This window comes from Mesorhizobium sp. WSM4813, from assembly GCF_055811555.1.
In genome coordinates, this window is sequence record NZ_JBVVQU010000011.1 from 18,673 (window position 1) to 44,284 (window position 25,612).

Annotated in this window: 22 protein-coding genes; 12 read left to right on the plus strand and 10 right to left on the minus strand. The window is 62.8% G+C overall.

Translation table 11 applies throughout. The annotated features are described in order from the left end of the window. On the minus strand, positions 1-822 hold the full coding sequence (locus tag AC0L25_RS08380) for an ABC transporter permease (protein ID WP_473595059.1): 822 nt from the start codon (positions 820-822) through the stop codon (positions 1-3). Positions 823-834: 12 nt separating this feature from the next. Beyond that, complete coding sequence (locus tag AC0L25_RS08385) at positions 835-1,827, minus strand: ABC transporter substrate-binding protein (protein ID WP_473595060.1); 993 nt, start codon at positions 1,825-1,827, stop codon at positions 835-837. A 177-nt stretch (positions 1,828-2,004) separates the two neighbouring features. Between AC0L25_RS08385 and AC0L25_RS08390 the strand changes: the two genes are divergently transcribed. Next, a complete protein-coding gene (locus tag AC0L25_RS08390) occupies positions 2,005-2,697 on the plus strand; it encodes a FadR/GntR family transcriptional regulator (RefSeq protein ID WP_473595152.1) in 693 nt (230 codons plus the stop codon). A 62-nt stretch (positions 2,698-2,759) separates the two neighbouring features. Here AC0L25_RS08390 and AC0L25_RS08395 read toward each other — a convergent pair whose 3' ends face one another. The 6 genes from AC0L25_RS08395 to AC0L25_RS08420 all read right to left on the minus strand — a co-directional run bounded on the left by AC0L25_RS08395 (position 2,760) and on the right by AC0L25_RS08420 (position 8,911). Next, the gene (locus AC0L25_RS08395) at positions 2,760-4,187 is read right to left on the minus strand and encodes an aldehyde dehydrogenase family protein (protein ID WP_473595061.1); all 1,428 of its coding nucleotides are present in this window, start codon (positions 4,185-4,187) and stop codon (positions 2,760-2,762) included. Positions 4,188-4,226: 39 nt separating this feature from the next. Further along, positions 4,227-5,312, minus strand: a complete 1,086-nt coding sequence (locus tag AC0L25_RS08400) for an ABC transporter ATP-binding protein (protein ID WP_473595062.1) — start codon at positions 5,310-5,312, stop codon at positions 4,227-4,229. Continuing rightward, complete coding sequence (locus AC0L25_RS08405) at positions 5,302-5,910, minus strand: cupin domain-containing protein (protein ID WP_473595063.1); 609 nt, start codon at positions 5,908-5,910, stop codon at positions 5,302-5,304. Before AC0L25_RS08405 ends, AC0L25_RS08400 begins: the two co-directional genes overlap by 11 nt. A 183-nt stretch (positions 5,911-6,093) precedes the next feature. Then, complete coding sequence (locus AC0L25_RS08410) at positions 6,094-7,164, minus strand: ABC transporter substrate-binding protein (protein ID WP_473595064.1); 1,071 nt, start codon at positions 7,162-7,164, stop codon at positions 6,094-6,096. After that, entirely contained in the window at positions 7,149-8,027 is an 879-nt protein-coding gene (locus tag AC0L25_RS08415; RefSeq protein ID WP_473595065.1) for an ABC transporter permease, read from the minus strand. The genes AC0L25_RS08410 and AC0L25_RS08415 overlap by 16 nt, the downstream gene beginning before the upstream one ends. Beyond that, entirely contained in the window at positions 8,024-8,911 is an 888-nt protein-coding gene (locus tag AC0L25_RS08420) for an ABC transporter permease (protein ID WP_473595066.1), read from the minus strand. Before AC0L25_RS08420 ends, AC0L25_RS08415 begins: the two co-directional genes overlap by 4 nt. A 253-nt stretch (positions 8,912-9,164) precedes the next feature. Here AC0L25_RS08420 and AC0L25_RS08425 point away from each other — a divergent pair, with 253 nt between their 5' ends. The 5 genes from AC0L25_RS08425 to AC0L25_RS08445 all read left to right on the plus strand — a co-directional run bounded on the left by AC0L25_RS08425 (position 9,165) and on the right by AC0L25_RS08445 (position 14,525). Continuing rightward, a complete protein-coding gene (locus tag AC0L25_RS08425) occupies positions 9,165-10,322 on the plus strand; it encodes a fumarylacetoacetate hydrolase family protein (protein ID WP_473595067.1) in 1,158 nt (385 codons plus the stop codon). 273 nt (positions 10,323-10,595) lie between these two features. Then, the gene (locus AC0L25_RS08430; RefSeq protein WP_095491966.1) at positions 10,596-11,528 is read left to right on the plus strand and encodes a substrate-binding domain-containing protein; all 933 of its coding nucleotides are present in this window, start codon (positions 10,596-10,598) and stop codon (positions 11,526-11,528) included. Between the two features lie 120 nt (positions 11,529-11,648). Further along, positions 11,649-12,635, plus strand: a complete 987-nt coding sequence (locus tag AC0L25_RS08435) for an ABC transporter permease (protein WP_027152255.1) — start codon at positions 11,649-11,651, stop codon at positions 12,633-12,635. Positions 12,636-12,638: 3 nt separating this feature from the next. Further along, on the plus strand, positions 12,639-13,433 hold the full coding sequence (locus AC0L25_RS08440; protein WP_473595068.1) for an ATP-binding cassette domain-containing protein: 795 nt from the start codon (positions 12,639-12,641) through the stop codon (positions 13,431-13,433). A gap of 69 nt (positions 13,434-13,502) precedes the next feature. Next, a complete protein-coding gene (locus AC0L25_RS08445; protein WP_473595069.1) occupies positions 13,503-14,525 on the plus strand; it encodes a LacI family DNA-binding transcriptional regulator in 1,023 nt (340 codons plus the stop codon). 540 nt (positions 14,526-15,065) lie between these two features. Here the strand turns inward: AC0L25_RS08445 and AC0L25_RS08450 are convergent. Then, on the minus strand, positions 15,066-15,656 hold the full coding sequence (locus tag AC0L25_RS08450) for a TetR/AcrR family transcriptional regulator (protein ID WP_473595070.1): 591 nt from the start codon (positions 15,654-15,656) through the stop codon (positions 15,066-15,068). A 256-nt stretch (positions 15,657-15,912) separates the two neighbouring features. Here AC0L25_RS08450 and AC0L25_RS08455 point away from each other — a divergent pair, with 256 nt between their 5' ends. The 5 genes from AC0L25_RS08455 (at position 15,913) to AC0L25_RS08475 (ending at position 22,667) form a co-directional block, all read left to right on the plus strand. Continuing rightward, positions 15,913-16,170, plus strand: a complete 258-nt coding sequence (locus tag AC0L25_RS08455) for a hypothetical protein (protein ID WP_473595071.1) — start codon at positions 15,913-15,915, stop codon at positions 16,168-16,170. Continuing rightward, on the plus strand, positions 16,164-19,340 hold the full coding sequence (locus AC0L25_RS08460; protein ID WP_473595072.1) for an efflux RND transporter permease subunit: 3,177 nt from the start codon (positions 16,164-16,166) through the stop codon (positions 19,338-19,340). The genes AC0L25_RS08455 and AC0L25_RS08460 overlap by 7 nt, the downstream gene beginning before the upstream one ends. Before the next feature lie 16 nt (positions 19,341-19,356). Further along, positions 19,357-20,526: an efflux RND transporter periplasmic adaptor subunit gene (locus AC0L25_RS08465; protein WP_473595073.1), complete on the plus strand. Its 1,170-nt coding sequence runs from the start codon at positions 19,357-19,359 to the stop codon at positions 20,524-20,526. A 237-nt stretch (positions 20,527-20,763) separates the two neighbouring features. Then, positions 20,764-21,501: a GntR family transcriptional regulator gene (locus AC0L25_RS08470; protein WP_473595074.1), complete on the plus strand. Its 738-nt coding sequence runs from the start codon at positions 20,764-20,766 to the stop codon at positions 21,499-21,501. Positions 21,502-21,560: 59 nt separating this feature from the next. After that, positions 21,561-22,667 carry a mandelate racemase/muconate lactonizing enzyme family protein gene (locus tag AC0L25_RS08475; protein WP_473595075.1) on the plus strand — a complete coding sequence of 369 codons (1,107 nt, stop codon included), beginning with the start codon at positions 21,561-21,563 and terminating at the stop codon, positions 22,665-22,667. A 463-nt stretch (positions 22,668-23,130) separates the two neighbouring features. On the opposite strand, the gene AC0L25_RS08480 is transcribed toward AC0L25_RS08475, so the two are convergent. After that, the gene (locus AC0L25_RS08480; RefSeq protein ID WP_473595076.1) at positions 23,131-23,772 is read right to left on the minus strand and encodes a peroxiredoxin-like family protein; all 642 of its coding nucleotides are present in this window, start codon (positions 23,770-23,772) and stop codon (positions 23,131-23,133) included. 514 nt (positions 23,773-24,286) lie between these two features. On the opposite strand from AC0L25_RS08480, the gene AC0L25_RS08485 reads away from it, so the two are divergent. After that, a complete protein-coding gene (locus tag AC0L25_RS08485; RefSeq protein ID WP_473595077.1) occupies positions 24,287-25,609 on the plus strand; it encodes an NAD(P)H-dependent oxidoreductase in 1,323 nt (440 codons plus the stop codon). The last annotated feature ends 3 nt before the right edge of the window (positions 25,610-25,612 follow it).

A 25,612-nucleotide genomic window follows, 5' to 3' on the forward strand; every position in this document is an offset into this window, starting at 1 on the left:
TTAAGCACCTCTGCTCTCGGGCCTGAAAACACGGACTTCCACCCACTGCAGAAAGACGAGCGTGAGGGTGGAAAGCGCGATGATCGAGGCAATTGTTGCGTACATCTCTGCGTAGTCTGCGCGAGAGCGGTGGAAGGTGATGAGGTCGCCGATGCCGGTCGGGGTAATCAGCAGTTCGGCGAGCACCACGCCGACGAAGCCGGCAGCGACTCCAAGGCGCAAACCGGCAAAAATCACCGGGCTGGCGTCCGGAAGAATGATCTTGGCGACGGTCTGCCACTTTGTGCCCAGGAACGATCGGCACATGACCAGCAGCGACTCGTTGACGTTGCGCACGGCCTTGTAGGTGTTGAGCACGATAACCGGCAGCGCCAGGATCATGACGGCGAGCGTCTTGGCGGTCATGCCAATTCCGTAGACAAAGGTGACCATCGGAATGAAGGCGGCGACGGGTGCTGCCTGAAGCACGATGAACACAGGGATCACCAGCCATTCGCCGGTGCGCCACAGGCCGCAGATCGTGCCGAGACCGACACCCAGGAACGCCGACAGGACCACGCCGAGCACCAGCGGCTGCAGTGTCGAAAGATAGGCAGCTGCCAGGGTTCCGTCGGCGAGCAGTCCAAAAAACGCGACGATCGTGTCGGAAAAAGTCGGGAAGGCGAAGCTGACGGGAATACGCCCGGCCACCTCCCAAATTCCCGCGAACAGCGCGATCGACACCAGCCTGAGCAGGACCGGCTGGTCCCACGATGCGACCGTTGCGCTTCGAGGGGAAGCGAGGCCGGCAGCCTCGCCATCGGTTCTGATGCTTACGGCCATCCGTCTGGCCGCCTATTTCTTGCCGAGCTTGGCGACGGCGCGGTCGATTGCTGAGAGGTCCCAGAAGTCCTCGACCTTGAGGCTCGCGGGATCGCCTTCGATCTGGCCGGCAAGGCTGAAGAAGGCAAAGTCGTCTTTGGCCGCATCCGCTCCGCCATTCAGCGCAAGGCTGCCGGCTTCCGCGGTTTCCTTGTAGTATTCGGTGATTTCGCTATCCGCCTCCGCGCCGAGATCCGGCAGCAGTTTGTACTTGTTGCGGAGCTCGACCGCGACAGTCGGGTTCGCGGTTATTTCCCGCGCGGTCTTCATCAGTTCCTCGACCAGGATGTCGACGTCGGCGGCGTTGTTCTTCAGATAGTCCGCGGTCGCGAAAAGCGCTTCGTCCGAGGCGCCGAGATCCTCGACCGGCAGAACGATGAACTTGCCGGGGGCTTCGGCCTCAAGCGCGCGCCTGTTTGCGGCATCGACGATCGACGCCTTGATGGTCCCCTGGAGCAGCGCATTGCGGCGAACCTCGGAACCCGGGACATAGCTGATGTTACCGAGCTTGATGCCGTGGTTCTTCGCCATCAGGAGCATGACCGCCTCGGTGCCGGAGCCGCGCGCCTGAACGGCGACTTCCTGCCCGTCCAGATCCTTCCATTCCTTGTAGAATTCGCTGTTGACGACGGGAAAGAAGCGCAGCGTCGATATCTGCGCAAAGATGCGGATCGGCACGCCGACCTTCTGGATCAAAGTATAGGGCGCGCCGATACCGACATCGGCTTGGCCGCCGACAATCGCCTGGGCTGCCAGATCCTCGTCATTGAGAATAATGAGCTCGACATTCACGCCGCGTTCCTTGGCACGCTCTATCGCGGCGAGTGTCTGGATGGATTCTATCCCGGGAAGGTCGCCGAATGCGATTCGCATGTCGCCCGCATTTGCGGCCGACAGGGGCAGTGCCCATGCCAGGACCCCGGCGAAAGCGGTGGCAAGGATGGTGCGTCTGGTCATGCTGGCCATTGTCATTCCTCCCGTTTTTTGTAACCATTACCTTAATTGGTTAAGGCTGTGGCGGGGATTGGTCAAGGAGAAATTGCACCACGTCGGACGCACTGGCCCGGAAAACTCGGCAGTTGACGGTTTCCGCTAATCGTTTTAACACCAACAAGGGAAATCATATGCGGATTGGTTAAATTGATGGACGATGCCGGTAATGGCGGCCACGCCGCCCTGGTTCAGCTTCAGGCCTATCTTGCCCAGATGGACCATGCCGGCGAGACGCGGCTGCCTGCCGAACGGGAACTGTCCGAGAGCCTCGGCGTATCGCGCGGCGATCTGCGCAAGGCGCTGGCAGTGCTCGAGAAGGACGGCCGCATCTGGCGTCACGTCGGCAGGGGCACCTTCGTCGGCAGCGGGCCGGTCGAGGAGACGATCGGGATTTCGGAAATCGCCGGGCGCACGAATCCGGCCGACGTGATGCGCGCGCGCCTCATCATCGAGCCCGAGATTGCGCGCGAAGCGGCGCTGCATGCCACGCTTTCCGATATCGCTTCGATGCGGCAATCGCTGGTGCAGACGCGGGAAGCCGTCACATGGCGGCAATACGAGAATATCGACAATCTGCTCCACCGGCAGATTGCGCAGGCGAGCCGCAACAACGTGCTGCTCGGCTTGTTCGACGTCCTGAATGCTGTGCGCCGGACCGTGGTGTGGGGACGTCTCCGTTCAGAAGGCGCCCGCCCTCCGGCAGACCATCACAGCTTTGCCGATCATGAACGGATCGTCGAAGCGATCGCCGAGCGTGACCTCGGCGGCGCGGCGGCAGCGATGCGCCTGCATCTTCAACAGGTCGAGCGGCGCCTGATCCCTGTCCGCGAAGCCGCCGAATAGCTCGGGCCCGCTACAGCGCCGCGCGTCCTTCTTGGACACGCGGCGCTGTTCGCAGTCCTGCGCTAGGCGCCGTAGCCGATGATGCCCTTGATCTCGAGGAAGTCATGGATCGCCCAGTCGGCATATTCGCGGCCATTGCCCGACTGCTTGTAGCCGCCGAAGGGCGCGAAGGTGTCCCACTCCGGATAGTTGATCGAGACCTGCCCGGCGCGCAGGCGCCCGGCGATCTTTCGCGCGTGCTCGATATCCCCTGACTGGACATAGGCAGCGAGGCCATAGACGGTGTCGTTGGCGATCTTCACCGCGTCGTCGTCATCATCGTAGGAGAGGACCGAAAGCACCGGCCCAAAAATCTCCTCCTTCTCGATGGTCATGCCCGGCGTGACATGACCGAAGACGGTCGGCCTGACATAGTAGCCGCGGTTGAGGTGCTCCGGCCGGCCGGGACCCCCGGTGACCAGAGTAGCACCCTCGGCGATGCCGGCCTCGATCAGCCGCTGGATCTTGTCGAACTGGATGTTGCTGACCACCGGCCCGAGCTTGGTGTTTTCCGAGCGCGGGTCGCCGACCTTGTGCGCTTCGGCCGCCTTCTTGGCGATCGTGAGCGCCTCGTCGTGGCGGCCGGCCGGCACCAGCATGCGCGTCGGGGCATCGCAGGATTGGCCGCTATTGCCGAAACAGGCGTTGACGCCCTTGCGCACGGCCTTCTCGAAGTCGGCATCGGCAAGCACGATGTTGGCCGACTTGCCGCCGAGCTCCTGCGCGACGCGCTTGACCGTCTCGGCCGCTGTTTTGGCGACGATGATGCCGGCCCGGGTCGAACCGGTGAACGAGACCATGTCGACGTCGGGATGGCCGGCCATGACCTGTCCGACATCGGGACCGGTGCCGTTGACCATGTTGTAGACGCCCTTCGGCGTGCCGGCCGCTTCCATCACTTCCGAAAAGATGACGCCGCTGATCGGCGCGATCTCGGAAGGCTTCAGCACGACGGTGCAGCCGGCGGCGATCGCCGGCGCCACCTTGCAGACGATCTGGTTGAGCGGCCAGTTCCACGGCGTGATCAGCGCGCAGACGCCGATCGGCTCCTTGACCACCATAGTGGTGCCGCGCTTCTCGCTGAATTCATAATCCTCCAGCGCATGAATAGTGGCTTCCATATGCGCCCTGCCCGCCCAGGCCTGCGCCTCGCGCGCCCAGGTGATCGGCGGCCCCATCTCCTGGCTGACAGCCTGCGCGATGTCCTCGTAGCGCTCGTTGTAGACTTCGAGGATGCGCTTCAGCAGTTGCAGGCGCTCGGCCTTGCTGGTTTGCGAAAAGGCCGGAAAGGCTGCCTTTGCCGCTGCCACGGCGCGATCCACATCGGCCTTCGAGCCGACGGAGATTTTCGTATAGGCCTCCTCGGTGGACGGATCGATCACATCCAGCGTTGCCGGCACCACGGGCGCAACCCATTTGCCGTCGATGAAGAAGTTCAGGTGATTGCTCATGGGTGGTGCTCCGGTTTTCTGAAAAGGATGGGGATCAGATTAGCCGGGTAGCATAGGGCAGTTAGCGCCGCGGCGCAGGCTGATATGCGCCACATCGCCGACGCTGAATTGAAAACCTTCCGCCCGGCGCGGCGCATCGATCACCACTGGTATCCCCTGCCCCAATTCGGCGTGCAGGCGCAAGGTGCGGCCGTGAAAGACGATGCTGCTCACCCGCACCGGTGTGGTGCCGGGCGCAGCATCGGTTGTCGCCAGAAGATCCTCCGGACGCACACCGATGGTTCGCATCGCGCCTTCGCCAGGTAGCTCCCCGGTTTCCGAGGTAGCTTCCAGCGGCAAGGCGCCGGCGCTGAAGCGCAACCGATCGCCGTCACGGCCGACAAAGCGCGACTGCAGCAGGTTCATCGTGCCGATGAAACTGGCGACGAATCTGGTGGCGGGCCGGTCGTAGAGCGTGGCCGGCGGCGCAATCTGCTCGATGCGGCCCTTGTTCATGACGACGATACGATCGGAGATCGACAGCGCCTCGGTCTGGTCGTGGGTGACCAGGACGAAGGTGGTGCCGAGCCGCGACTGCAGCCGCTTCAATTCGACCTGCATCTGTTCGCGCAGATGAGCGTCGAGCGCCGACAGCGGCTCGTCGAGCAACAGCACACGCGGTTCGCAGACGATAGCACGGGCAAGCGCGACGCGCTGGCGCTGGCCGCCCGACAATTCGGACACCCGGGCGCCGAGCTTCTCGGCAAGGCCGACCATGTCGAGCGCTTCGCCGACACGCTTTGCCTGTTGGGTGCCCGAAAGCTTGCGCAGCGACAGACCGAAGCCGACATTTTCGGCAACGTTCATGTGCGGAAACAGCGCATAGTCCTGGAACACGGTGTTGACGGGCCGGTCGAAGGGCCGCAGCGAAGTGATGTCTCGGCCTTCGAGCAGCACCCGCCCGCTCGACGGGCGCTCGAAACCGGCGATCACCCGCAGGCTGGTGGTCTTGCCGCAACCCGAGGGCCCGAGCAAGGTCAGGAACTCACCGCGGGCGATGTCGAGGTCGACGGCGTCGAGCCCGACGATACCGCCCGGAAACACCTTCGACACCGCATCCAGCCGAACGAGCGGATCAGGCGCCATCGCGAACCTCGGACGGCTTGGTCGTATTGACCCAGAGGATCTGGCAGCGCTCGGCGCTCGGATTGCGGAAGGCGTGCAGCAAGGTGCTCTTGAAGGCGAAGCTGTCGCCGGTCTTCAGCCCATAGGTGGTTGAATCGACCACGAGTTCGACTTCGCCCGACAGGACGAAACCGAATTCGTGGCCCGGATGGGCGTAGGCTTCGACGGTGCCGCCGCCGGCTTCCACCGTCACCAGCATGCCGGTGAGCGTGGCGGCTGGCGGCGACAGCAGCGCCTTGGCGATGCCTTCCGACTTCACCGGGATCTGGCGCCGACTGCTGGCGCGCACGCAATAGAGATCGCTGACGGCATCGTTGCCGTCAGCAATCAGCGCCGACGGTTCGATGTCGAGCGCGGCGGCGAGCGGCCAGATCACCTTGACCCGAAGCGAGGACAGGCCGCGCTCGATCTGGCTGAGCGCCCCGATCGAAACGCCGGCCTTGGCGGCAAGCTCGGCCAGCGAAAGACTGCGTTCCAGCCTTAGCGCCCGCACGCGGCGGCCGACCCGCACATCGGCGTCGTCTTTCGGCCTTTCAGCCGCTTCGTTTGGCATGTCCATGCATACATCCTCGTTTGCCAACGCTTCCCTTCTCCCCCTGTGGGAGGAGGTGGTCGAGCGAAGCTCGGTCGGATGAGGGGTGTTCCAGCTTGGCAGACCCCGCATTCCGTCGAGCACCCCTCAACCGTCTCGACGCTACGCGCCGATCCACCTTCTCCCACAAGGGGAGAAGGAAGAGCGAACTCAGCCGCCCGCCTTGACCTTCTCGAACATCTTGGCGAGTTCGTCATTCTGTTTCATCGGCCCGGTGAAGACGGTGGTCTTCAGCATCACTTCCGGATCGGACGGCAGCTGCAGCTTCTCCAGTTCCTCCTTCGGCACGGCGGCGAAGGCAGAGCTGTTCGAACTGCCGTAACCATAGGCTTGGATCAGGTATTTTCCCGAATCCGTCTCCAGCCGGCTGTTGATGAAGTCATAGGCGAGGTCGACATTCCTGGCGTCCTTGAGCATGACGAAGCCGCACGCCCAGGTCAGCATGCCTTCCTTAGGCTTCATGAACTCGACGGGTACACCCTGCTTCTTCAGCGAGGTGGCCGACGCGTTCCAGGTCATGGCGGCGACCAACTGGCCGCTCGCCAGCGCCTGTTCGACCGAGGTCATGTCGGTGGTGTAGTTGGAGAGCAGTGGGCGCTGCTCGCGCAGTTTCTCAGCCACCTTTTCCATCTGTTCCGGCGTCATGTCGAACGGATTGACGCCGGCGAGAAGCGCCGCCACCACCGGCGTGTCGTGGACGGCGTCGATTGTCGCCATGCGCCCGGCATATTGCTTGTCCCAGAGCAGGTTCCAGCTCGGTTCCGGGTTCTTCACCAGATCGGTGCGGTAGAGGATCGAGGTGTTGCCCCAGTCCCACGGTACCATCCAGACCTTGCCGTCGCCGGCCTGCAGGTCGGGCAGGTTCTTGAAGACCGGAAAGATCGAATCCCAGTTCTTGATGCGCTTGGTGTCGATCGGCTGCAGCAGGCCTTCCTTGTTCCAGCGCGCCACCTTGTCGTAGCAGGGATGCGCGACATCCGGGCGGAAACCGGCCTTGACCTTGGTGAAGGCGTCATCGTCGTCGCCGAACATCGAGGCCTCGACGCCATCGGGGTGTGCGGCGAGGAAGTTCTTGTTGAAGTCGGGAAGTTCGTAGCCCGACCAGGTGAAATATTGCAGCTTGTCGGCCGCAAGCGCGACGGTCGACGAAAGCGCCAGCGCGAAGGCTGCCAATCCGGCTTGGACTGTCTTGCGATTTATCGATTTCAGGTCGAATGCCATTGCAGTTCTCCTCTTTCGGTTTCTTCTGGTTTGGACAGGTCGGCGGGCACCGGCCGCTGAGCGGCGGCGAGCCCGCGATGGCGCAGGATTTCGGCAATTGCCGCGATGACGAAGGACACGGCGAGGATAGCCGTGCCCAGCGCCATGACGGTCGGCAGCGATTTCGGGAAACGCAGCTGGCTCCAGATGTAAAGCGGCAAGGTCGGCTCGGTGCCGGCGAGGAAAAAAGCGACGATGAACTCGTCGAAGGAGGTCAGGAAGGCCAGCATGAAGGCTGACACAATGGCGGGCAGGCTGAGCGGCAGCATGACCCGCCTGAATGTCGTCCAGTCGGACGCGCCGAGATCGAGTGCCGCCTCGCGGATGGTCTTGGGGATAGCGGCGAAGCGGCTTTTCATGATCACCACCGTCGTCGGCAGCGCCACCAATATGTGGCCGAGCACGATGGCCGTGCGTGACGGCCCGAAGCCAATGAGGTTGACCAGGATCAGCAGCGAAATGCCGACGATGACACCAGGGATCAGGATCGGCAGCCGCGCGATGGCGCTAATCGTGGCGGCAAGCGGCGAGCGGCCGAAGAGGTCCATATAGGACACGGTGATGCCGCAGAGCGTGGCACCGGTGGCGGCAATTGCACCGATGACGAGGCTGTTGGCAAGCGCGCCGGACAGCGCCGAATTGCCGAACAGCGTCGCGTACCATTCGAACGTGAAGCCTTGCAGCGGAAACGCCGCCTGGATCGAATTGTTGAAGGAAAACAGCGGGATCAGCAGTATCGGCAAGTACAGGAACACCAGATAGGCAAGGACATAGGCGCCGAGCCAACCGCCGCCCCGCTTTGCATCGATACGGGCCGTGTTCATAAGCGGCTGCCAAATCTGCGGTCGGCGGAACGCACCACCAGCACCACGGCAAGGATGACCAACATGACGGCAACGGCGAGTGCTGCGCCGAAGGGCCAGTCATTGGCCTTGCCGAACTGGGCCTGGATCAGCGTGCCGATCATGGTGCTGGCAGGACCACCGACCAGCGCGGGAGTGACATAGTCGCCGACCGTCGGCACGAAGACGACGAGAGCCGCCGCCAGCACCCCCGGCATCGAGTTCGGCAGCACGACGCGGCGGAAGCTGGTGAACGGTCTGGCGCCGAGATCGGAAGCGGCTTCGAGTAGCGATTTTGGGATCGTGTCCAGGGCCACATAGATGGGCAGGATGGCGAAAGGCGCATAGGCGTGGGCCAGCGTGACGACGACGGCGGCCGGCGTGTTGAGAAACGCCAGTGTCGGTTCGGACCAGATGCCGCTTTCGATGAGCGCCGAGTTCAGCACGCCATTGTAGGCAAGCACGATCTTCCAGGCGAAGACGCGCAAGAGATAGCTGGTCCAGAACGGCAGCGTCACCAGAAACAGCAGCAGGCCGCGCCGCCGTCCGGCGTGGAAGGCAAGATAGTAGGCGACTGGATAGGCGGTGACGACCGTGGCCAGCGTCACCAGGCCGGCAATGGCCAGCGAGCGCAGCGTTACCGTCCAGTACAGAGGATCGGACGCCACCGTGATGAAATTCGCAAAGGTGAAACTGGCGCCCAGCAGCGAACCGTCATTGCCGCGAAAGGCGAGGAAAAGTACGAGACCAAGGGCAAACAGGATCAAGAAGAAGGTGACCAGCCCGCCCGGCAGCAGCATGGCCAACCGGAAACCCGTCGAGGACCGGGATTCCGGCAGCGGCTGCCTTGCAACGATGGTCGACATCGGGGTTGCCCATCGGAATTTGAAATCAGTCAAGAATTTTTCATAATCGTGAAACTGTCAAGCTGATTTTCGGGCGACGCTTGAATTGTCTGCGAAGCAATAGTAGCGGCGGACTTCATCCCGATCGGGAAAGGATAGACCTTTGGCGGGAATTTGTTGAAAGTGCCGCCGCCGCTGGCCAGGCTTTTGACGACCCACTGGTCCGGCAGCGACGACCGGCGCAGCAGAACAAGACAGCAGAGGACCGCAAGCCATGACGAACGCCACGCACCTGCCAGCCGAGGGCCTTTTCGTCGGCCGTGCCCGGACAAGCGAAACGTCGCATCCGTTGGTGGTCACGGTGCGCGACGGCACTGCGTTCGACATCACGTCGAGCATGGCACCAACCGTGCGCGACGTCTGCGAGATGCCAGACCCAGCAGGCTACGTCCAGGCGACCGCGGGCGAACCGATCGGATCGCTTGATGCAATCGCCGCCAACAGTTTCCCGGCCGCGCGCGACCCGCAAAAACCGTACCTGCTTTCTCCGGTCGACCTGCAGGCGGTCAAGGCGTCGGGCGTCACCTTCGTCGTAAGCCTGCTCGAACGGGTTATCGAGGAGCAGGCGCGTGGCTCCGCCGAAAAGGCGGACGCCATTCGCGCCGACATTGCCGGACTGATCGGTCACGATCTGTCGAAGCTCAAGCCAGGCTCGCCGGAGGCGATGGAGATCAAGGCCAAGCTCATCCAGCGCGGCGCCTGGTCGCAATATCTGGAAGTGGGTATCGGCCCCGATGCCGAGATCTTCACCAAATGCCAGCCGATGGCGTCGGTCGGCTTCGGCGCCGATGTCGGCCTGCATCCGGTTTCCACCTGGAACAATCCGGAGCCGGAGATCGCCATGATCGCCGCCAGCAGCGGCCGGATCGTCGGCGCCACGCTCGGCAACGACGTCAATCTGCGCGACGTCGAAGGGCGCTCGGCGCTGTTGCTCGGCAAGGCCAAGGACAACAACGCCTCGGCCGCGCTCGGCCCATTCATCCGGCTGTTCGACGCTACATTTTCCATCGATGACGTGAAGCAGGCCATCGTGCGCCTGAAGGTCGAGGGCGAGGACGGTTTCTCGCTGGAGGGCGCCAGTTCGATGGCCGAGATAAGCCGCTCGCCCGAAGAGCTGGTCGCGGCCGCCATGGGTCCGCATCACCAATACCCGGACGGGCTGGCGCTTTATCTCGGCACCATGTTCGTGCCGTCGAAGGATCGCGGCGAAAAGGGCAAGGGCTTCACGCACAAGATCGGCGACATCGTCACCATCTCATCGGAGAAATTTGGCGCCCTGATCAACCGGGTGCGGCTGTCGCCCGACTGCCCCCACTGGACCTACGGCGCCAGCCATCTGATGCGCGACCTCGCCAGGGCCGATCTTATCTAGGTTCCGCCCCGACTGCTACGGAGAGACGTCTCGGCCTGGGTGCTCTAATTGAAGATCCGCCTGCCTGGAAAATATCAGCCAAACTGATGCAATCTGATGGGACTGCTGATGGCGCCTTGCCGCGCGCCAACTACCACTGGCAAATGGAGGCTTGCCATATGTCGAAAAAGCGGATGCTGTGATGCATCCAGATCGGCGCTGGCAAGAATACGATCAGGGTTTGCCGTGATCGTCGTCGAAGGTGGAGGAATTTTCAAAATGGGAGGAAATCAAATGCTGACAAGGCTACGGCTATTTGTATTCGGCTTGATCGTGGCGCTGGCCATCCCGGCGGCGGCACAGGCCAAGACCTTCTACTGGATTTCGCATGGCGGCCCGGCCGATCCGGTCTGGACCTACTTCCTCGCCGGCGCCAAGCAATGGGCGACGGACACCGGTAACACCGTCAACACCTCGTTCCACAATGGCGACGTGTCGTCCCAGCAGGAGGCTGTTCGCGCGGCCATCGCCGCCAAGGCGGACGGCATCACCACCACCAGCCCCGACCCGGGCAGCCTTATCGAGCTCGCTAAGGAAGCGCGGGCGGCAAACATCCCGATCATCAATTTCAACACGCCCGATCCGAAGGCGGACTTCAACGCCTATGTTGGCGGTGACAACGTCACCTTCGGCAAGAACTGGGCGCAGTATCTGGTCGACAAGGGCCTGGTGAAGAAGGGCGATTTCGTCTGGATGCCGGTCGAAATCCCGGGCGCCACCTATGGCGTCCAGGAAGAAGAAGGCATCAAGAGCGTCTTCGAGCCACTCGGCATCACTTATGAAATCACCGAAGCCACGCTCGACCAGGCCGAAGCAATCAACCGCATGGTCGACTATCTCACGGCCAACAGGGCCAAGGTCAAGGCGATCATCGGTCTCGGCGACCTGGTGACCGGCTCGATCAAGCGGGTGTTCGACCAGGCCGGCATCAAGCCGGGTGAAATCCCGGTCGTCGGCTGGGGCAACTCGCTCGATACCACCCAGGAGGTGCTGACCGGCTACGTCAATGCCGCACAATGGCAAGATCCGCAGGCGACCAGCTACGTGGCGCTTTCGATCGCCAACATGGCCGCCAGCGGCATTCCGCCCGGCTTCGACGTGATCACCGGCGCACTCTACGAAAAGGACACCGCGCAGGTCTACGACGACATCCTGTCCGGAAAATAACACCGCGATTGGGATGAACGCGGCGGCGCTTGCCGCGATCATCCCAATCACCCCGCCGAGCCTCGAACCGCTTATGCGGTGCCCGGGCCTGGCCAATTCCAACCATGTCGCGGGTCCAACGTGGAAAATAGTTCCATTATCCAACGCTCGATCGCCAGGCCGGAATTCGGGCCCTTCGTGCTCCTTGTCGTCGAGCTCGCGGTGTTCTGGGGGTTCAACCACGACTTCCTGTCGCCGCAAAACATCAGCAACATACTGGCCTTCACGGTCGAGCTTGGCCTGATTGCGCTGGCGATGACGCTGTTGATGACATCAGGCGAGTTCGACCTCTCGGTCGGATCGCTGTTCGGTTTCTCGCCCGTCTTGATGTGGACGCTCTTCAACAGCGGCCTCACCTCGCTGGAAGCCGGCTTCGTCGTGGCCTTGCTGGTTGCCGCCTTCATCGGGTTGGTCAATGGCTGGTTCGTGACGCAACTCAAGATTCCCTCCTTCCTGGTGACGCTTGGCATGCTGCTGGTCGTGCGCGGCACCGCTCTGTTCGTCACCAGCGGATTTCCGCAACGCACCTGGAGCGCCGAAGGCAGCTGGCTCGCCGAGGCGCTGGTCGGTGATTTCTTCATCGGGCCGTTCCGCATCTACATGTCGCTGTTTTGGTTCATCGCAGCCGCGATCGCACTCGGCTACGTGCTGACGCAAAGCCGGACCGGCAACTGGATCCAGGCTGCCGGCGGCAACCCCAACGCGGCAAGGGCGCGTGGCGTCAATGTCAGCGGCGTCAAGATCGGCCTGTTCATCCTGTCGTCGATCATGGCTTCGCTTGCCGGCGTCATCAGCTCGTTGCGCACCTCGGCGGCCAACCCGAACAGCGGCACCGGCTACGAGCTCGAAGTCATCGCCATGGTGGTGATCGGCGGCACCGCCCTGACTGGCGGACGCGGCACCATCATCGGAACCGTGCTCGGCATCCTGATCCTGCGCGTGATGCGCAACGGCATCGTGCTGATCGGCGTGCCAGGGCTTGCCTACAACATCTTCATCGGCGCGATCATCCTCGGCATGATGGCGCTCCACTCATGGCTGGAACGCCGGCATCAGGCGGGGACTTGAACCATGACTGAGCCGCTTGTCCGCATGGAAAACATCCGCAAGTCCTACGGGCGTGTGCAGGCGCTGGTAGACGCCAATTTCCACGTCAATGAAAGGGAGATCGTCGGTCTGCTCGGCGACAATGGCGCCGGCAAGTCGACGCTGATCAAGGTGCTGTCGGGTGCGGTTCCGCTGACCAGCGGCGACATCTTCATCCGCGGCAAGAAGGTGGACTTCCGCAGCACCAGCGACGCCATCGCCCACGGCATCGAGACGATCTACCAGGACTCGGCACTGGTCACGCAATTGTCGATCGCGCGCAACCTGTTCCTCGGGCGCGAGCCGATCAAGCCGCCGCGTTTCCTCAACCGTATGGACCAGGAGGCGATGAACGTGGTCGCCCGCGACTTGCTCAAACAGGTCGGCATCTCGAAGAACATCCCGCCGACCACGCCGATCGGCTCGCTCTCCGGCGGAGAGCGGCAGGCCGTGGCGATCGCCCGCGCCATGCATTTCGACAGCGACCTCATCATCCTCGACGAGCCGACCAACAATCTCGGCGTCGCCGAGACGCAAGGTGTGCTGAGCTTCGTGCGCAGCGCCCGCGATTCCGGCCATTCCTGCATCTTCATCGCCCACAACATCCATCACGTCTTCCAGGTGGTCGACCGCATCGTCGTCATGCGCCGCGGCAAGGTGGTTGCCGACGATATCGATCCGAAGAACACCAACGTCGCGGAAGTCGAACGGATCATCACCGGCATGTCCGACAAGGAGATCCACGACGCCATCGTCCAGGGCAAGCAACCGCAGGGCTGAGTGGGCCATGCGGAAACCGGTTGGCCATAAGTCTGGCACAGGATCGCATCGGCTCCTATGACTGCGACAATGAAAGCCACCGTTGCGGACATCGCCAGAAGCTGCGGGCTGTCGACCGCGACGGTCGACCGGGTGCTGAACAACCGGCCAGGCGCCAGCGCGGCCAACCGGCAGCGGGTAATGGAGGCGGCCAAGCAGCTTGGCTATTTGCCGGTCGTGGATCAGGTCACGCTGCCCTCGCGGCCGGCGCATCTCGAGTTCTTCCTGCCAATCGGCACCAATGCCTTCATGATGGATCTGGCAAACCATATCGAGGATTATGCGGCACGCCTGCCGCTTGTCGCCTCCTGCCGGATCCACAAGCTCGTCGGCATCTCGCCGAACGCGTTGCAGGCGGCGGTCGAAGACCTCTCGCTCAAGGCAAACGGCGTCGGCGTCATCGCTATCGATCACCCGAGAACGCGCAACATCCTGCGCGAGATCGTCGAGGCCGGCATCCGCCTGGTCACGCTGGTGTCGGACGTTCCGGGCGCACCGCGATCGGCCTATGTCGGCATCGACAACCGTGTCGCAGGGCGCACGGCAGCCCTTTTGATGGGGCGTTTCCTGGGCGGGCGTCCGGGCCATCTGGCAATGATCGTCGGCTCACGTTCCTATCGCGGGCATGAAGAACGCGAAATGGGCTTTCGCTCCGTGCTCAGCGAGGAGTTCTCCAATTTGACCGTGACCAGCGCCGTCGAGATCAACGACGAGCCTGATATCAGCTATACGGCAACGATGAAGGCGCTGCACAACGAGCCGGAACTGCTCGGCATCTATTGCGTCGGTGCCGGGCGTTCGGGCGTGGCGAGAGCGCTGCTGGAATCCAAGCCGCAAAGGAAGCCGGTGTTCATTTGCCACGACCTGACGAGGGCGACACGCGGCTATCTTGTCGACGATCTACTCGATGTCGTCATCGACCAGAATGCCCGGCTGATCGCCGAGCAATCGGTCATTCGCCTGCTCGGTTCGATCGCATCCTCGGCGCCTTATCTGACGCGGAAATTCATCGAACCACGCCTTATCTTCAAGGAGAACGTCCCGGTGCAGTGACGCCCCGCAAGGCCCCCCGGTGACTTGCCGCGATGGTTAAAATTCGGTTGATACCGCAAATCTGCACTTCTGCTATGCATCTTTCGTTGTTGCCGAATCATTGGGCAACCGCTAGTTTATAGGTGTCGGCCATCTACTCCTCCCAGATGCGATGCCGACGCTGAGTGCGGTACACCTCCTCCCGTGCCGTATTCGAAATCGAGCCCGCTGCCACCTCCTCCCGGCAGCGGGCTTTTTTTGTTGCGGCTCCGGATGTTGGGCAGAGGCTGAGGTCACGACGATCACCGGACACGATGATCTGTCACCAGGGGGTGATGCCGCCGGCATATTCGCCCGTAAAGGTGTTGCAGCCGCGATCAGCGGATCCGTCGGAATCCCGTCACACTTGTCACTCTCACCGATTCGTTATCGGTTCTATCCTGCCTCACTGACAGATCGGCAAAGGACAAGCGCGATGACGACACGTCCGAACGGACAAAACAGCATTCGGCGGCGCGGCTCGCAATGAACACGCTACCGATCGTTTCGCCGCTTGCGAGACTATCTGGCCGCAGCGCCCCGGAAAGACGTGATCAGGCCTTCCGCCATGCGGACAAATTGCGCGCTGGGGCCTTCGGCGCCGACGCTTTGCAGGCTGACACGGGCGCCTTCAAGCAGCAGCGACAATGTATCGGCGAGAAGCTCTGCCTGGCCGATGCCGGCGTCCCGGCACAGGCCGACAAGACGGTCGCGCTGGGCCTGCTTGAGTTCCTTGATCACCCGACGGGCGGGATGGTCAGTCTCGCTCAACTCGATGGCGGCGTTCGCCATGTCGCAACCGCGGCCGTCCACCATCAGGCAATCGGCTGCCATGCGAACCCAGGCGTGCAGCTGCGCAAGCTTGTCGCCGGGATGCTCGGCCTCGAACTTTTGCCACATCGCGTTGGCGCTGCATGCGGTCGCCCGCAGGCACTCGATGACCAGATCGTCCTTGGACTCGAAATGACGGTAAAGCGTCATCTTGTTGGTACCGGCGGCCTCAGTGATCGCGTCGACGCCGACGCCCTTGATGCCATGCTTGTGGAACATATCCCGTGCCGTCTCCAGGATGCGATCCCGGGGGCGGATGCGTTCCGCAGTGCCGTCTTCCATCAAAACCTCCTTGGTTCCGGGGTTTCCGAAAAATCCCTCGGTACACCTCTTGACTAGGGTGTTACCGGTCTGTAACTTCTAGATGTTACTTACTGGTAACACCCCCATTGCCTCGTGTCAATCTCGCAGGCGCCTGTGAACAGCCTCCGCCGCATCGGCCCGGGCATGAACTGCGCCCCAGGCGACTTTGGCCGCGAACCGGAAGACCACCCGATCTGCGGCGTACGCCGCAGATCGCAAGCCAGGAGCCGCTACGATGTCGCAGCGCAAAGATTTGACGATCGACGAAGTTGTGAAGGATCCGATGATTCGGATGCTGATGAAGGCCGACCGTGTCGACCCGCGCTCTTTCGAGACAATGCTGCGTACCCTTGCGGATAGGCAAGGCCGCAGCCGTATGGCGCCGCCTCGTTTCCTCGAAGACCCGGGGCAAAGCCGCAGCCGGCGGCTGTCCAGAGTGGCCAAGGCTTTTGGCCAGGTGAGAGCATCGGGCGAGGCGTGCGTGTCATGGTAAACTTCTTCATCCACCGACCGATCTTCGCATCGTCGATCGCCATCATCATGGTGCTCGCCGGGGCGATCTGCTATTTTCTGCTGCCTGTCTCGCAGTTTCCCGACATCACGCCGCCTCAGGTCGTGGTCAGCGCCAACTACCCGGGCGCCAGTGCACAAGTCGTGGCCGACACCGTCACGACACCGCTCGAACAGCAGATCAACGGCGTTGAAGGCATGACCTACATGTCATCGTCGAGCTCCAATGACGGCTCGTCGACGATCACCATCACCTTCGAGGTCGGCTATCCCCTGAGCACCGCCGCCGTCGATGTCCAGAACCGCGTGTCGCAGGCGGCGTCCTCGCTGCCGGCCATCGTCAACCAGGGTGGCGTGACGATCAAGAAGCAGAACCCGAATTTTGTCCTGATCGTCAACCTCACCTCGCCCGACGGCTCCGTCGATCCGGTCGCGCTCAGCAACCTCGCCTACCTGCAAGTGGTCGACCCGCTGAAGCGCCTGCCGGGCGTCGGCGACGTGCAGATCTTCGGCGAGCGGCGCTATTCGATGCGCGTATGGCTCGATCCCGACAAGCTCGCCAATCTCGGCATCACCGCCGTCGACGTCCAAAACGCCATCGCTGAGCAGAATGTCCAGGTCGCGGCCGGCAAGATCGGGCAGTCGCCGGCGCCGGCGGGCACCGCTTTCGAAATGCAGGTCAACGCCGTCGGCCGACTGAGCGATCCCAAGGAATTCGGCGATATCATCGTGCGCGCCGATGCCGCGAACGGTTCGCTGGTGCGGTTGCGCGACGTCGCGCGCATCGAACTCGGCGCCCTGCAATACTCGTCGTCGGCCTTCTTCGGCGAGGACCCGACCGTGGTGCTCGCGGTCTACCAGATGCCAGGCTCAAACGCCCTCGACCTGCAGCAGCGCGTCAAGGACAAGATGCAGGAACTGTCAGCCCGTTTCCCCAAGGGCGTCAGCTACGCCATGCATTACGATACGACGCGTTTCGTTTCGGCGTCGATGCACGACGTGCTGGTCACGCTCGGCGAGGCGCTGGTCCTGGTTGTCGCGGTGGTGTTCATCTTCCTGCAGAGCTGGCGCACCACGATCATCCCGACCATTGCGATTCCCGTGTCGCTGGTGGCCACGCTCGTCGTCATGTATATGTTCGGCTTCTCGCTGAACATGCTCAGCCTGCTCGGCATGGTGCTGGCGATCGGCCTGGTCGTCGATGATGCGATCGTCGTCGTCGAGAATGTCGAGCGCCAGTTGGAGGCCGGCCTCAAACCGCTGGCTGCCACGCGCGCGGCGATGGCCGAGGTTACCGGCCCTATCATCGCCACGACCGCCGTGCTGATGGCCGTGTTCGTGCCGGTCGCCTTCATACCCGGCGTTTCCGGCCGGCTCTACAACCAGTTTGCCCTGACGGTGGCGATCTCCTTCGGCATCTCAGCCTTCGTCTCGCTGACGCTCACCCCGGCGCTCAGCGCCGCCTTCCTGCGCCACCGCCCGGCAACGCAGTTCGTGCTGTTCCGCTGGTTCAACACGGGCTTCGAATGGCTGTCGCATGCCTATGCCCATGGTGTGCGCTTCCTCATCCGCCTGCGCTGGATCATGCTTGGGCTGTTCGCGGCCGGGCTTGTCGCGACCTACTTCGTCTGGCAGCGTCTGCCCTCGACCTTCCTCCCGGTCGAAGACCAGGGCTATTTCTTCGTGGTCATCCAATTGCCGGATGGCGCGTCGCTGGAGCGCACCGACGCGGTGGCCCGAAAGGTACGCGATGTCCTGCAGAACACGCCCGGCGTCGATATCGTCGGCTCGATCAGCGGCTTGAACTTCCTCACCAGTGCCGCCCAGTCGAACTCGGCGGTGGAATTCGCCATCCTCAAGCCATGGGACGAACGCGGCCCTGACCAGAGCGCCTCGAAGCTCGTCGCCGACGTGCGCTCGAAGCTCATGGAAATTCCCGAGGCCTTCGCGCTGAGCTTCGATCCGCCTTCGATCCCGGGCATCGGCACGACCGGCGGCTTTGAATTCCAGGTGGAGGACCTGACCGGTCGCGGCAGCGCTGCGCTCAACGACGCGACGCAAGCCGTGCTCGCCGAAGCGCGCAAACAGCCCGAGCTCAACCCGCAGCAATTGTTCTCGTCGTTCTCGACCTCGACGCCGCAGTTCAACTACGACCTCGACCGCAACAAGGCGAAGCTGCTCGGCCTCAGCCTGCCTGACGTGTTCAACACGCTGCAGATCTATCTCGGCTCGCTCTATGTGAACGACTTCAACCTGTTCGGCCGCACCTTCCGGGTAACGATCCAGGCCGACAAGGATGCGCGTGCGGGTGCCGCCGACATTTCGCGGCTCTATGTGCGCAATGCCTCCGGCGGCATGGTGCCGTTGAGCACGCTCGGCAAGCTGGTGCCTATCGTTGGCCCGGAAACCGTCCCGCATTACAACAACAATGCGTCGGCCCTGATCAACGGCGGTGCCGCACCCGGCTTCTCCTCGGGCCAAGCGGTCGCCGCGATGGAACGTGCCGCTGCCACAGCACTGCCGAAGGATTTCGGCTACGAATGGACAGGGATTACCTATCAGGAGCTCAAGGCCGGATCGATCGCCTCGATTGTCTTCGGTCTCGCCATGGTCTTCGTCTTCCTGATCCTCGCCGCCCAATATGAGAGCTGGGCCATGCCCTTCATGGTTCTGCTCGCGGTGCCGCTTGCCCTGTTCGGTGCCTTTGTCGCCCTGCTGATGCGCGGCATGCAGATCGACGTCTATTCGCAGATCGGCTTCGTCATGCTGATCGGGCTGGCGGCGAAGAACGCCATTCTGATCGTGGAGTTTGCCCGGCGCCGACGCGAGGAGGGTCTCAGCATCGTCGACGCCGCAATGGAAGCGGCGCGCCTGCGGCTGCGGCCGATTCTGATGACCGCCTTCGCGTTCATCCTCGGCGTGCTGCCGCTGATGTTCTCCACAGGTGCTGGAGCAGCGAGCCGCCAGTCGATCGGCACCACCGTCTTTGGCGGCATGGTCGCGGCGACGATCCTGTCGCTGGTGTTCGTGCCGGTCTTCTATGCGGTGATCGAGCAGCTGCGCGAGCGCGGCTCCAAGAGCGAACCCGTTGCCGAACCGACTGAACCAACTGCCGAACCCGCTTTCGAGCGATTGGCCGAAGCGGCCGAATAGGATTGGAGAATTGATCATGCGTAAATGGAAAATTGCGTTGGGAGCGGCCGTTGCCCTGGGAGCGGTCTCGGTGGCCAGCGTTCACTTGCTCGACATGGGCAATTTCGGCCTCAACGCCGGTACGGCGGGGGCGGCGACGCCCGAACCCGCGGCGCCCGACCCCGCGGCGTTTGTCATGCCGGTGCCGGTGGTGAGCGTCGTCAAGAAGACGATCCCGATCTATCTCGACTATGCCGCCCGCACCGAGCCGATCCGCAGCGTCACGTTGCAGGCGCGCGTACCGGGTTATCTGCAGGAGCAGGTCGCGCCCGACGGCAGCGATGTCAAGAAGGGCGACCTTCTCTACAAGATCGCTCCAGAGGATTTCCAGGCTGCCCTCGACCAGGCGAAGGCTCAGGTCCAGCGCGACGAAGCAACGCTCGACTATGCGCGTTCCAACCTTGGACGCGGCACCGAGCTCGCCAAGAGCGGATACATCGCCAAGGATGCGTTCGACCAGCGCACCAGCAGCTTGCGCGAGGCCCAGGCCTCGCTTGCCGTCAACCAGGCGGCGGTGCGGACCGCCGAGCTCAATCTGAGCTATTCGGAAATCAAGGCGCCGTTCGCCGGGCGCGTCGGCCGCAATCAGGCCTCGGTCGGAACGCTGGTCAGCGTCGCCGGCACTGTGCTCAACACGCTGGTGCAGCTCGACCCGATCTATGTCACCTTCAATCCGAGTGAAACGGATCTGGTGCAGATCGAGGAAGCCCGCGCGGCGGGGCCCGTCGATGTCGACGTCCTGCTTCCCGGCGACACGGAGCCGCGCCACAGAGGTCAGCTCACCTTCATCGACAACACGGTCGATCGTTCGACCGGCACCATCACCGCACGGGCGACGATCGGCAACGCCAAGTTCACGCTGCTGCCGGGCCAATATGTTCGCGTCAGGCTGCACATCAAGCAGCAGCCCGATGCACTGATGGTGCCGCAGACGGCGTTAGGATCGAGCCAGCTCGGCAAATACCTCTACGTCGTCGGCAAGGACAATACGGTCGATCAGCGCGTCGTTTCGCTCGGGCCGACCAATGGCGATCTGGTGGCCATATCGAGCGGCGTATCGGAAGGCGACCAGGTGATAACAGGCAATCTGCAGAAGATCGGCCCGGGAATGCCTGTCTCGCCGCTGCCCCAGAAACCGGCCACCTGATACCCCCCATCAGGCCCGGTCCAGCGGCGCCCCCGGCTATGCTTAGGGCGCCGTTTTGCTGAGCAGTTCGACGAGCCCGGCAACCGGCGCGATCGGCCTTGGCCGCAGGCATGAAGGCGCAATAGGGATGGCCGAGCCGAACCGACATGTGCCCGAAACCAGGAAATCCATAGATACTACTTGTTAGATTGTCGACAATCTGCTTGTCTTGGTTCCTGTTCTTGTGGAGTGACCAAATTGGGGAAGCTGGATTTCGCTCCGATCGCGGATACGACAAGACGCGCCGAGATCGTGGCGCTGCTTCGGCGCGCGATCCTGACCGGCCAGCTGGAACCCGGGCAGAAGCTCAATGAACTCAGGATTGCCGAGCAGATGCGGGTGAGCCGCGCGCCGCTGCGCGAAGCAATGCGCGAACTGGTGCAGGAAGGCATCCTGACCAGCATTCCCTACGCCGGGACCTTCGTCATCAACGTGACCGCCAAGGACATCGACGACGCCTATTCGCTCAACAAGGTTCTGGATGAGTTCGCCATCGAACTGACCTGGCCGCTTCGCGAGCAGCGCTTCTTCGACGAGCTCGACCGGCGCCACGAGGCGGTAAAGCAGGTGACGCGCAACCGCGACACCACAAGGCAGATCGAAACCGCGCTGCAGCTGCATGGCCTGATCCATGAATGGGCCGACAATTCGGTTCTGCTCGAGACCTGGCAGCGGCTGACCAGCCGGCTGCAGATGTATTTCGCCCTGCATCAGCGGGCGCGCAACGAGCCGGTGCCTGCCGAAGACATCCACGAGGTGTATGTGCGGCTGCTGAAAGGCGCCGACATGCGCGCCGCCCAGCGCCACGCCCGCGAGCATATCGACCTCGATTTCGAGGAACTGCTTGCCTATGCGCGCAGCCTAGAACAGCGTGCCCCCAAAGACGCCAATCCCGATCGCGCCGGCCTAACGCGCAACCGACCAGAAGGCAGCTGAGCCGACAGAAGCCGCCAATTGGCGGTTCGTCGCGACATCACAGACAACGGACAGAGAAATTGCAGATCAAAACCATCAAGGCTTACCATGTCGTGCAGCCCTTCGTAGACGGGCCCTATCGAATGTCCAAGGGGCGTGTCGCCGATGCGTTCGACGCGGTGATCGTCGCCATCACCGCCGACAGCGGGCTGACCGGCTGGGGCGAGATGGCGCCGCTCGGCAATTTCTACTCGCCGGCATTCGCAGCCGGCACTCGCGCCGGCGTTATAGAGATCGCGCCGCATCTGCTGGGCCACGATCCTCGCGCTTTGGCCAGTATCGGCCGGCTGATGGATACTGTGTTCAAAGGCCATCCCTACATCAAGTCGGCGCTCGACATGGCATGCTCGGATCTTGCGGCACGCGCCGCCGATGTGCCGCTGGTGACGCTGCTTGGCGGGCGCGAGAGCGAGACGGCGGAGCTCTACAAGGTCGTCACCCATGGCACGGTCGACGCCATGGCGGCACTGGCCAAGCGCATCGTCAAGAACGGGTTCCACCGGCTGCAGGTCAAGGTCGGCGGCAATGTCCATGACGATATCGAGCGCGTCACCGCAGTCGCCGCTTCGGTGCCGAAGGGCACGGTGATCTTCTGCGACGCCAATGCCGGCTGGACACCCTATCAGGCGCGCCAGTTCACTGACGCGACGCGCGCCATCGACTACACTTTCGAGCAGCCCTGCACCACGATCGACGAATGCATGTCGGTGCGCCGCTCGCTCGACAAGCCGATGGTGCTCGACGAATCCGTCGCCTCGCTGGATGACATGCTCGACATCCACCGCAAGGGCGCGGCCGACGGGCTGACGCTGAAAATCTCGCGGCTCGGCGGCGTGACCAAGACGCGGCAGATCCGCGACCTTGCCGTCGCTCTTGGTTTCATGATCACCGTCGAGGACACCGGTGGCGCCGAGATCGACACATCAGCCATGGCGCATCTGTCGCTGTCGACGCCGGAGGAGCGCCGGCTGCACGCCATCGCCTTCCACCAATGGGTGACGGTGCGCACCGCATCGAACTTGCCGCCGGTCACGGGCAGCCGCATGGGCATTCCGGACGGGCCCGGTCTCGGTATCGATGTCGTTCCCGACCTGCTTGGCGCGCCCTTTTTCGAGGTCGGCAGCTGATATACTGGCAAGCAGGCCGGCGGCGCTATCTGTTGCGCGGCTCCGTCGTTAGCGATTGGCGCAGCGGCAGCTGAGCGGTCATGAAACAGTTTTTCGCCGCACTCGCTCGCTTGCGAGAAGCGAGGTGACGGTCGTCGCCGCCTGCGTCCCTAGAGATCACCGCCTTCTTCTCTGCTCCCTAGTGGTCGAAATCTGACGCTTGGTTCCGGGGCCGTAAGCCCGCTCAGGGTGGAAACTTGCCGTATGCGCGTCTGTCGGAACGACGTGATTGCGGCAAGGAGCGGACGTCGCCCCGCCTATGCGGCTTGCTCACTCTAGCGTCGGGGCTGTCCGCAGACCGTTGAATCGAAATCGCTACGAAGCCCACGGGCAGATCTTAGCATTTCGATGATTGTTAAATCCAAAGAATCACCACAGGACGGTGGCCGTCGAGCGCGTTTTCAGCAGCCCATTCCGCAGCCTATTAATGTGCAACTTGGGAAGCTGCCGACATCAATTCCTCGGGATTCAGCGCTCTGAAGGTGTTGAGGCCATCCTCCAGAACTTCAGTGAAGTTCCAGCGTACGATGCCCGACCGGTCGAGTAGGAACTGACCGACAAGCTGCGCCTGGCTGGAAGCCATCGCCTGCTGATCGACTTCCGTAATCTCATATCCTTCCTTCTTGTTAAGAAACTCGTTCATTGCCATGACGTCCATAGGCTCGGGCAACTCGCCCGGGAGATGGAACGGTATCGCCATGACCGTGTCCATCCCGACCTCGCGCAAGCCGAAAGCACGGTGCGAGGCTCGCTCCGGGTCGGATGCGGCGAGAAGATCGGGTGCCGGGTGGTAACGGAAATAGAGCCGCGCCCGCTCGACCGGCGTATTGACCACAGCCAGGCATTCGACGCCTTTCTCACGCAGGGCCGGCTTGAGTTGCGCCATCGCCGCGACATGGCGCCGGCAGAACGGACAGTGCAGGCCTCGGAACAAACCGATCAACAACGGGCTACGGCCTCGAAAATCATCGAGCGCGATCTTGCCTTCGCGTGAGATCGCATTGAGCACAACATTCGGTGCCCGGTCGCCCGGCTGCAGCGGGCGGTCAACACTATTCGTGGACATGGACAACCTCCTCGCCCTCGGTCAGTCAGGGAAAGCAGCACACCCAGCGTTTCGGAGGCGATCAAGTGCTAGGGCGACTTCCTGTGCCAAGGCAATAGCTTTCGACCTCTGCCATATTGCCGAGGTCGAGATTACGCGCGTTGCAAGCCCATCATAACACGAAAAGGCATCTGCGGGTGCCGCCAAATGTGGTGAATTACCTTACGCGAGCGCACTCCCGAATGCTCTTGCGCTGAAGGTCAGGTTCCCGACCTCGATTTGGAGGTTCAAGTCTGCAACGCCTAAGGTCGTCAACGGGTCGGCAGGCGGTATTCCGTTTCGGGTACCAAGCGTCAGGTTTGACCACTAGCTGACCGCGCGGCCAAGTAGCATGCCAAGGGCGCACAAATTGAAATCACAGAATATTGGGGGACGGCTCCCGAATTGCCGGGTTGAAATATTTTTCATTTGGAAATAGGAATGTTCAAAATGATGACTTCGACGCTGCGGCGCGTCAGCAATTGGAGGAACCGACATGGCCCATCCGCAATTTGCAGCGGAACTTTTGCAGCGCGCTGAACAGCAGGGACCGATCATCATCGGGCTTGCCGGCGCCGGGCAGATGGGCACCGACATCGTCGTCCAGGTCGCGCTGATGCCGGGCATGCGGATCGGCGCCATCTCCGAAGTCAGGCCGCAGGCGGCGATCGACGCGGCGCTGCTCGCCGGCCACGATCGCTCGGACATCGTGCAAGCCGGCAATGCAGCAGCGATCGACCGCGCCATTGAGGCCGGCAAGATCGCGGTGACCGAAGATTTGCATGCGCTGGCGGCGGCAGGCCGCATCGACGTCATCATCGACGCGACAGGCAATCCCAACATCGGCACGCTGTTCGCGCTCGAAGTGATGAAGAACGGCAAACATATCGTCATGCTCAACGTCGAGGCCGACATCACGATCGGCCGCTTCCTCAAGGAAGAGGCGCGCAAGGCCGGCGTCGTCTATACGGGTGCGGCCGGCGACGAGCCGGCCTGCACGCTGGAGATCATTGGCTTTGCCAAGAGCCTCGGCTTCAACATCATCGCCGCCGGTAAGGGCAAGAACAATCCGCTCAAGATCGACGCCCTGCCCGCCGACTACGAGAAGGAGGCGGCCGAGCGCAACATGAACGCGCGCATGCTGGTCGAATTCGTCGACGGCTCGAAGACGGCAATCGAGATGGTGGCGATCGCCAATGCCACCGGCCTGGTGCCCGACGTTCCCGGCATGCACGGCCCGACCGCGACGCTGGAGGAACTCGCCAGCGTGCTTTGCCCGCGCGAGGACGGCGGGGTGCTGCACCGCAAGGGCGTGGTCGACTATTCGATCGGCAAGGGCGTGGCGCCCGGTGTGTTCTGCATCATCGAGACCCGGCATCCGCGCGTGCTGGAGCGCATGATCGACCTCAAGGTCGGCAAAGGGCCCTATTTCACGATCTTCCGTCCCTACCACCTGACCAGTCTGGAAGTGCCGCTGTCGGCGGCGCGCGCCGTGGTCTACAAGCGCGCCGACATGGAGCCGCTCGACCATCCGGTCGCCGAGGCGGTGGCGGTTGCCAAGAGCGACCTTGCCCTCGGCCAGTCGCTCGGCATGATCGGCGAGAACGACTATCGCGGCTTCGCCATGACCTGGGCGGACGCGCGCGCCCGTGGCGCCCTGCCGCTCGGCCTCGCCGAACGCGCCAAGGTGGTCAAACCGGTCAAGACTGGCGATTTCCTCACCTATGAAAATTGTGTACCCGACGATTCGATGGTGATAACCCAGATCCGCCGTCGTCTCGACCAATCGGACGGACGGTTCGTTACGAACGCCGCCTAATCC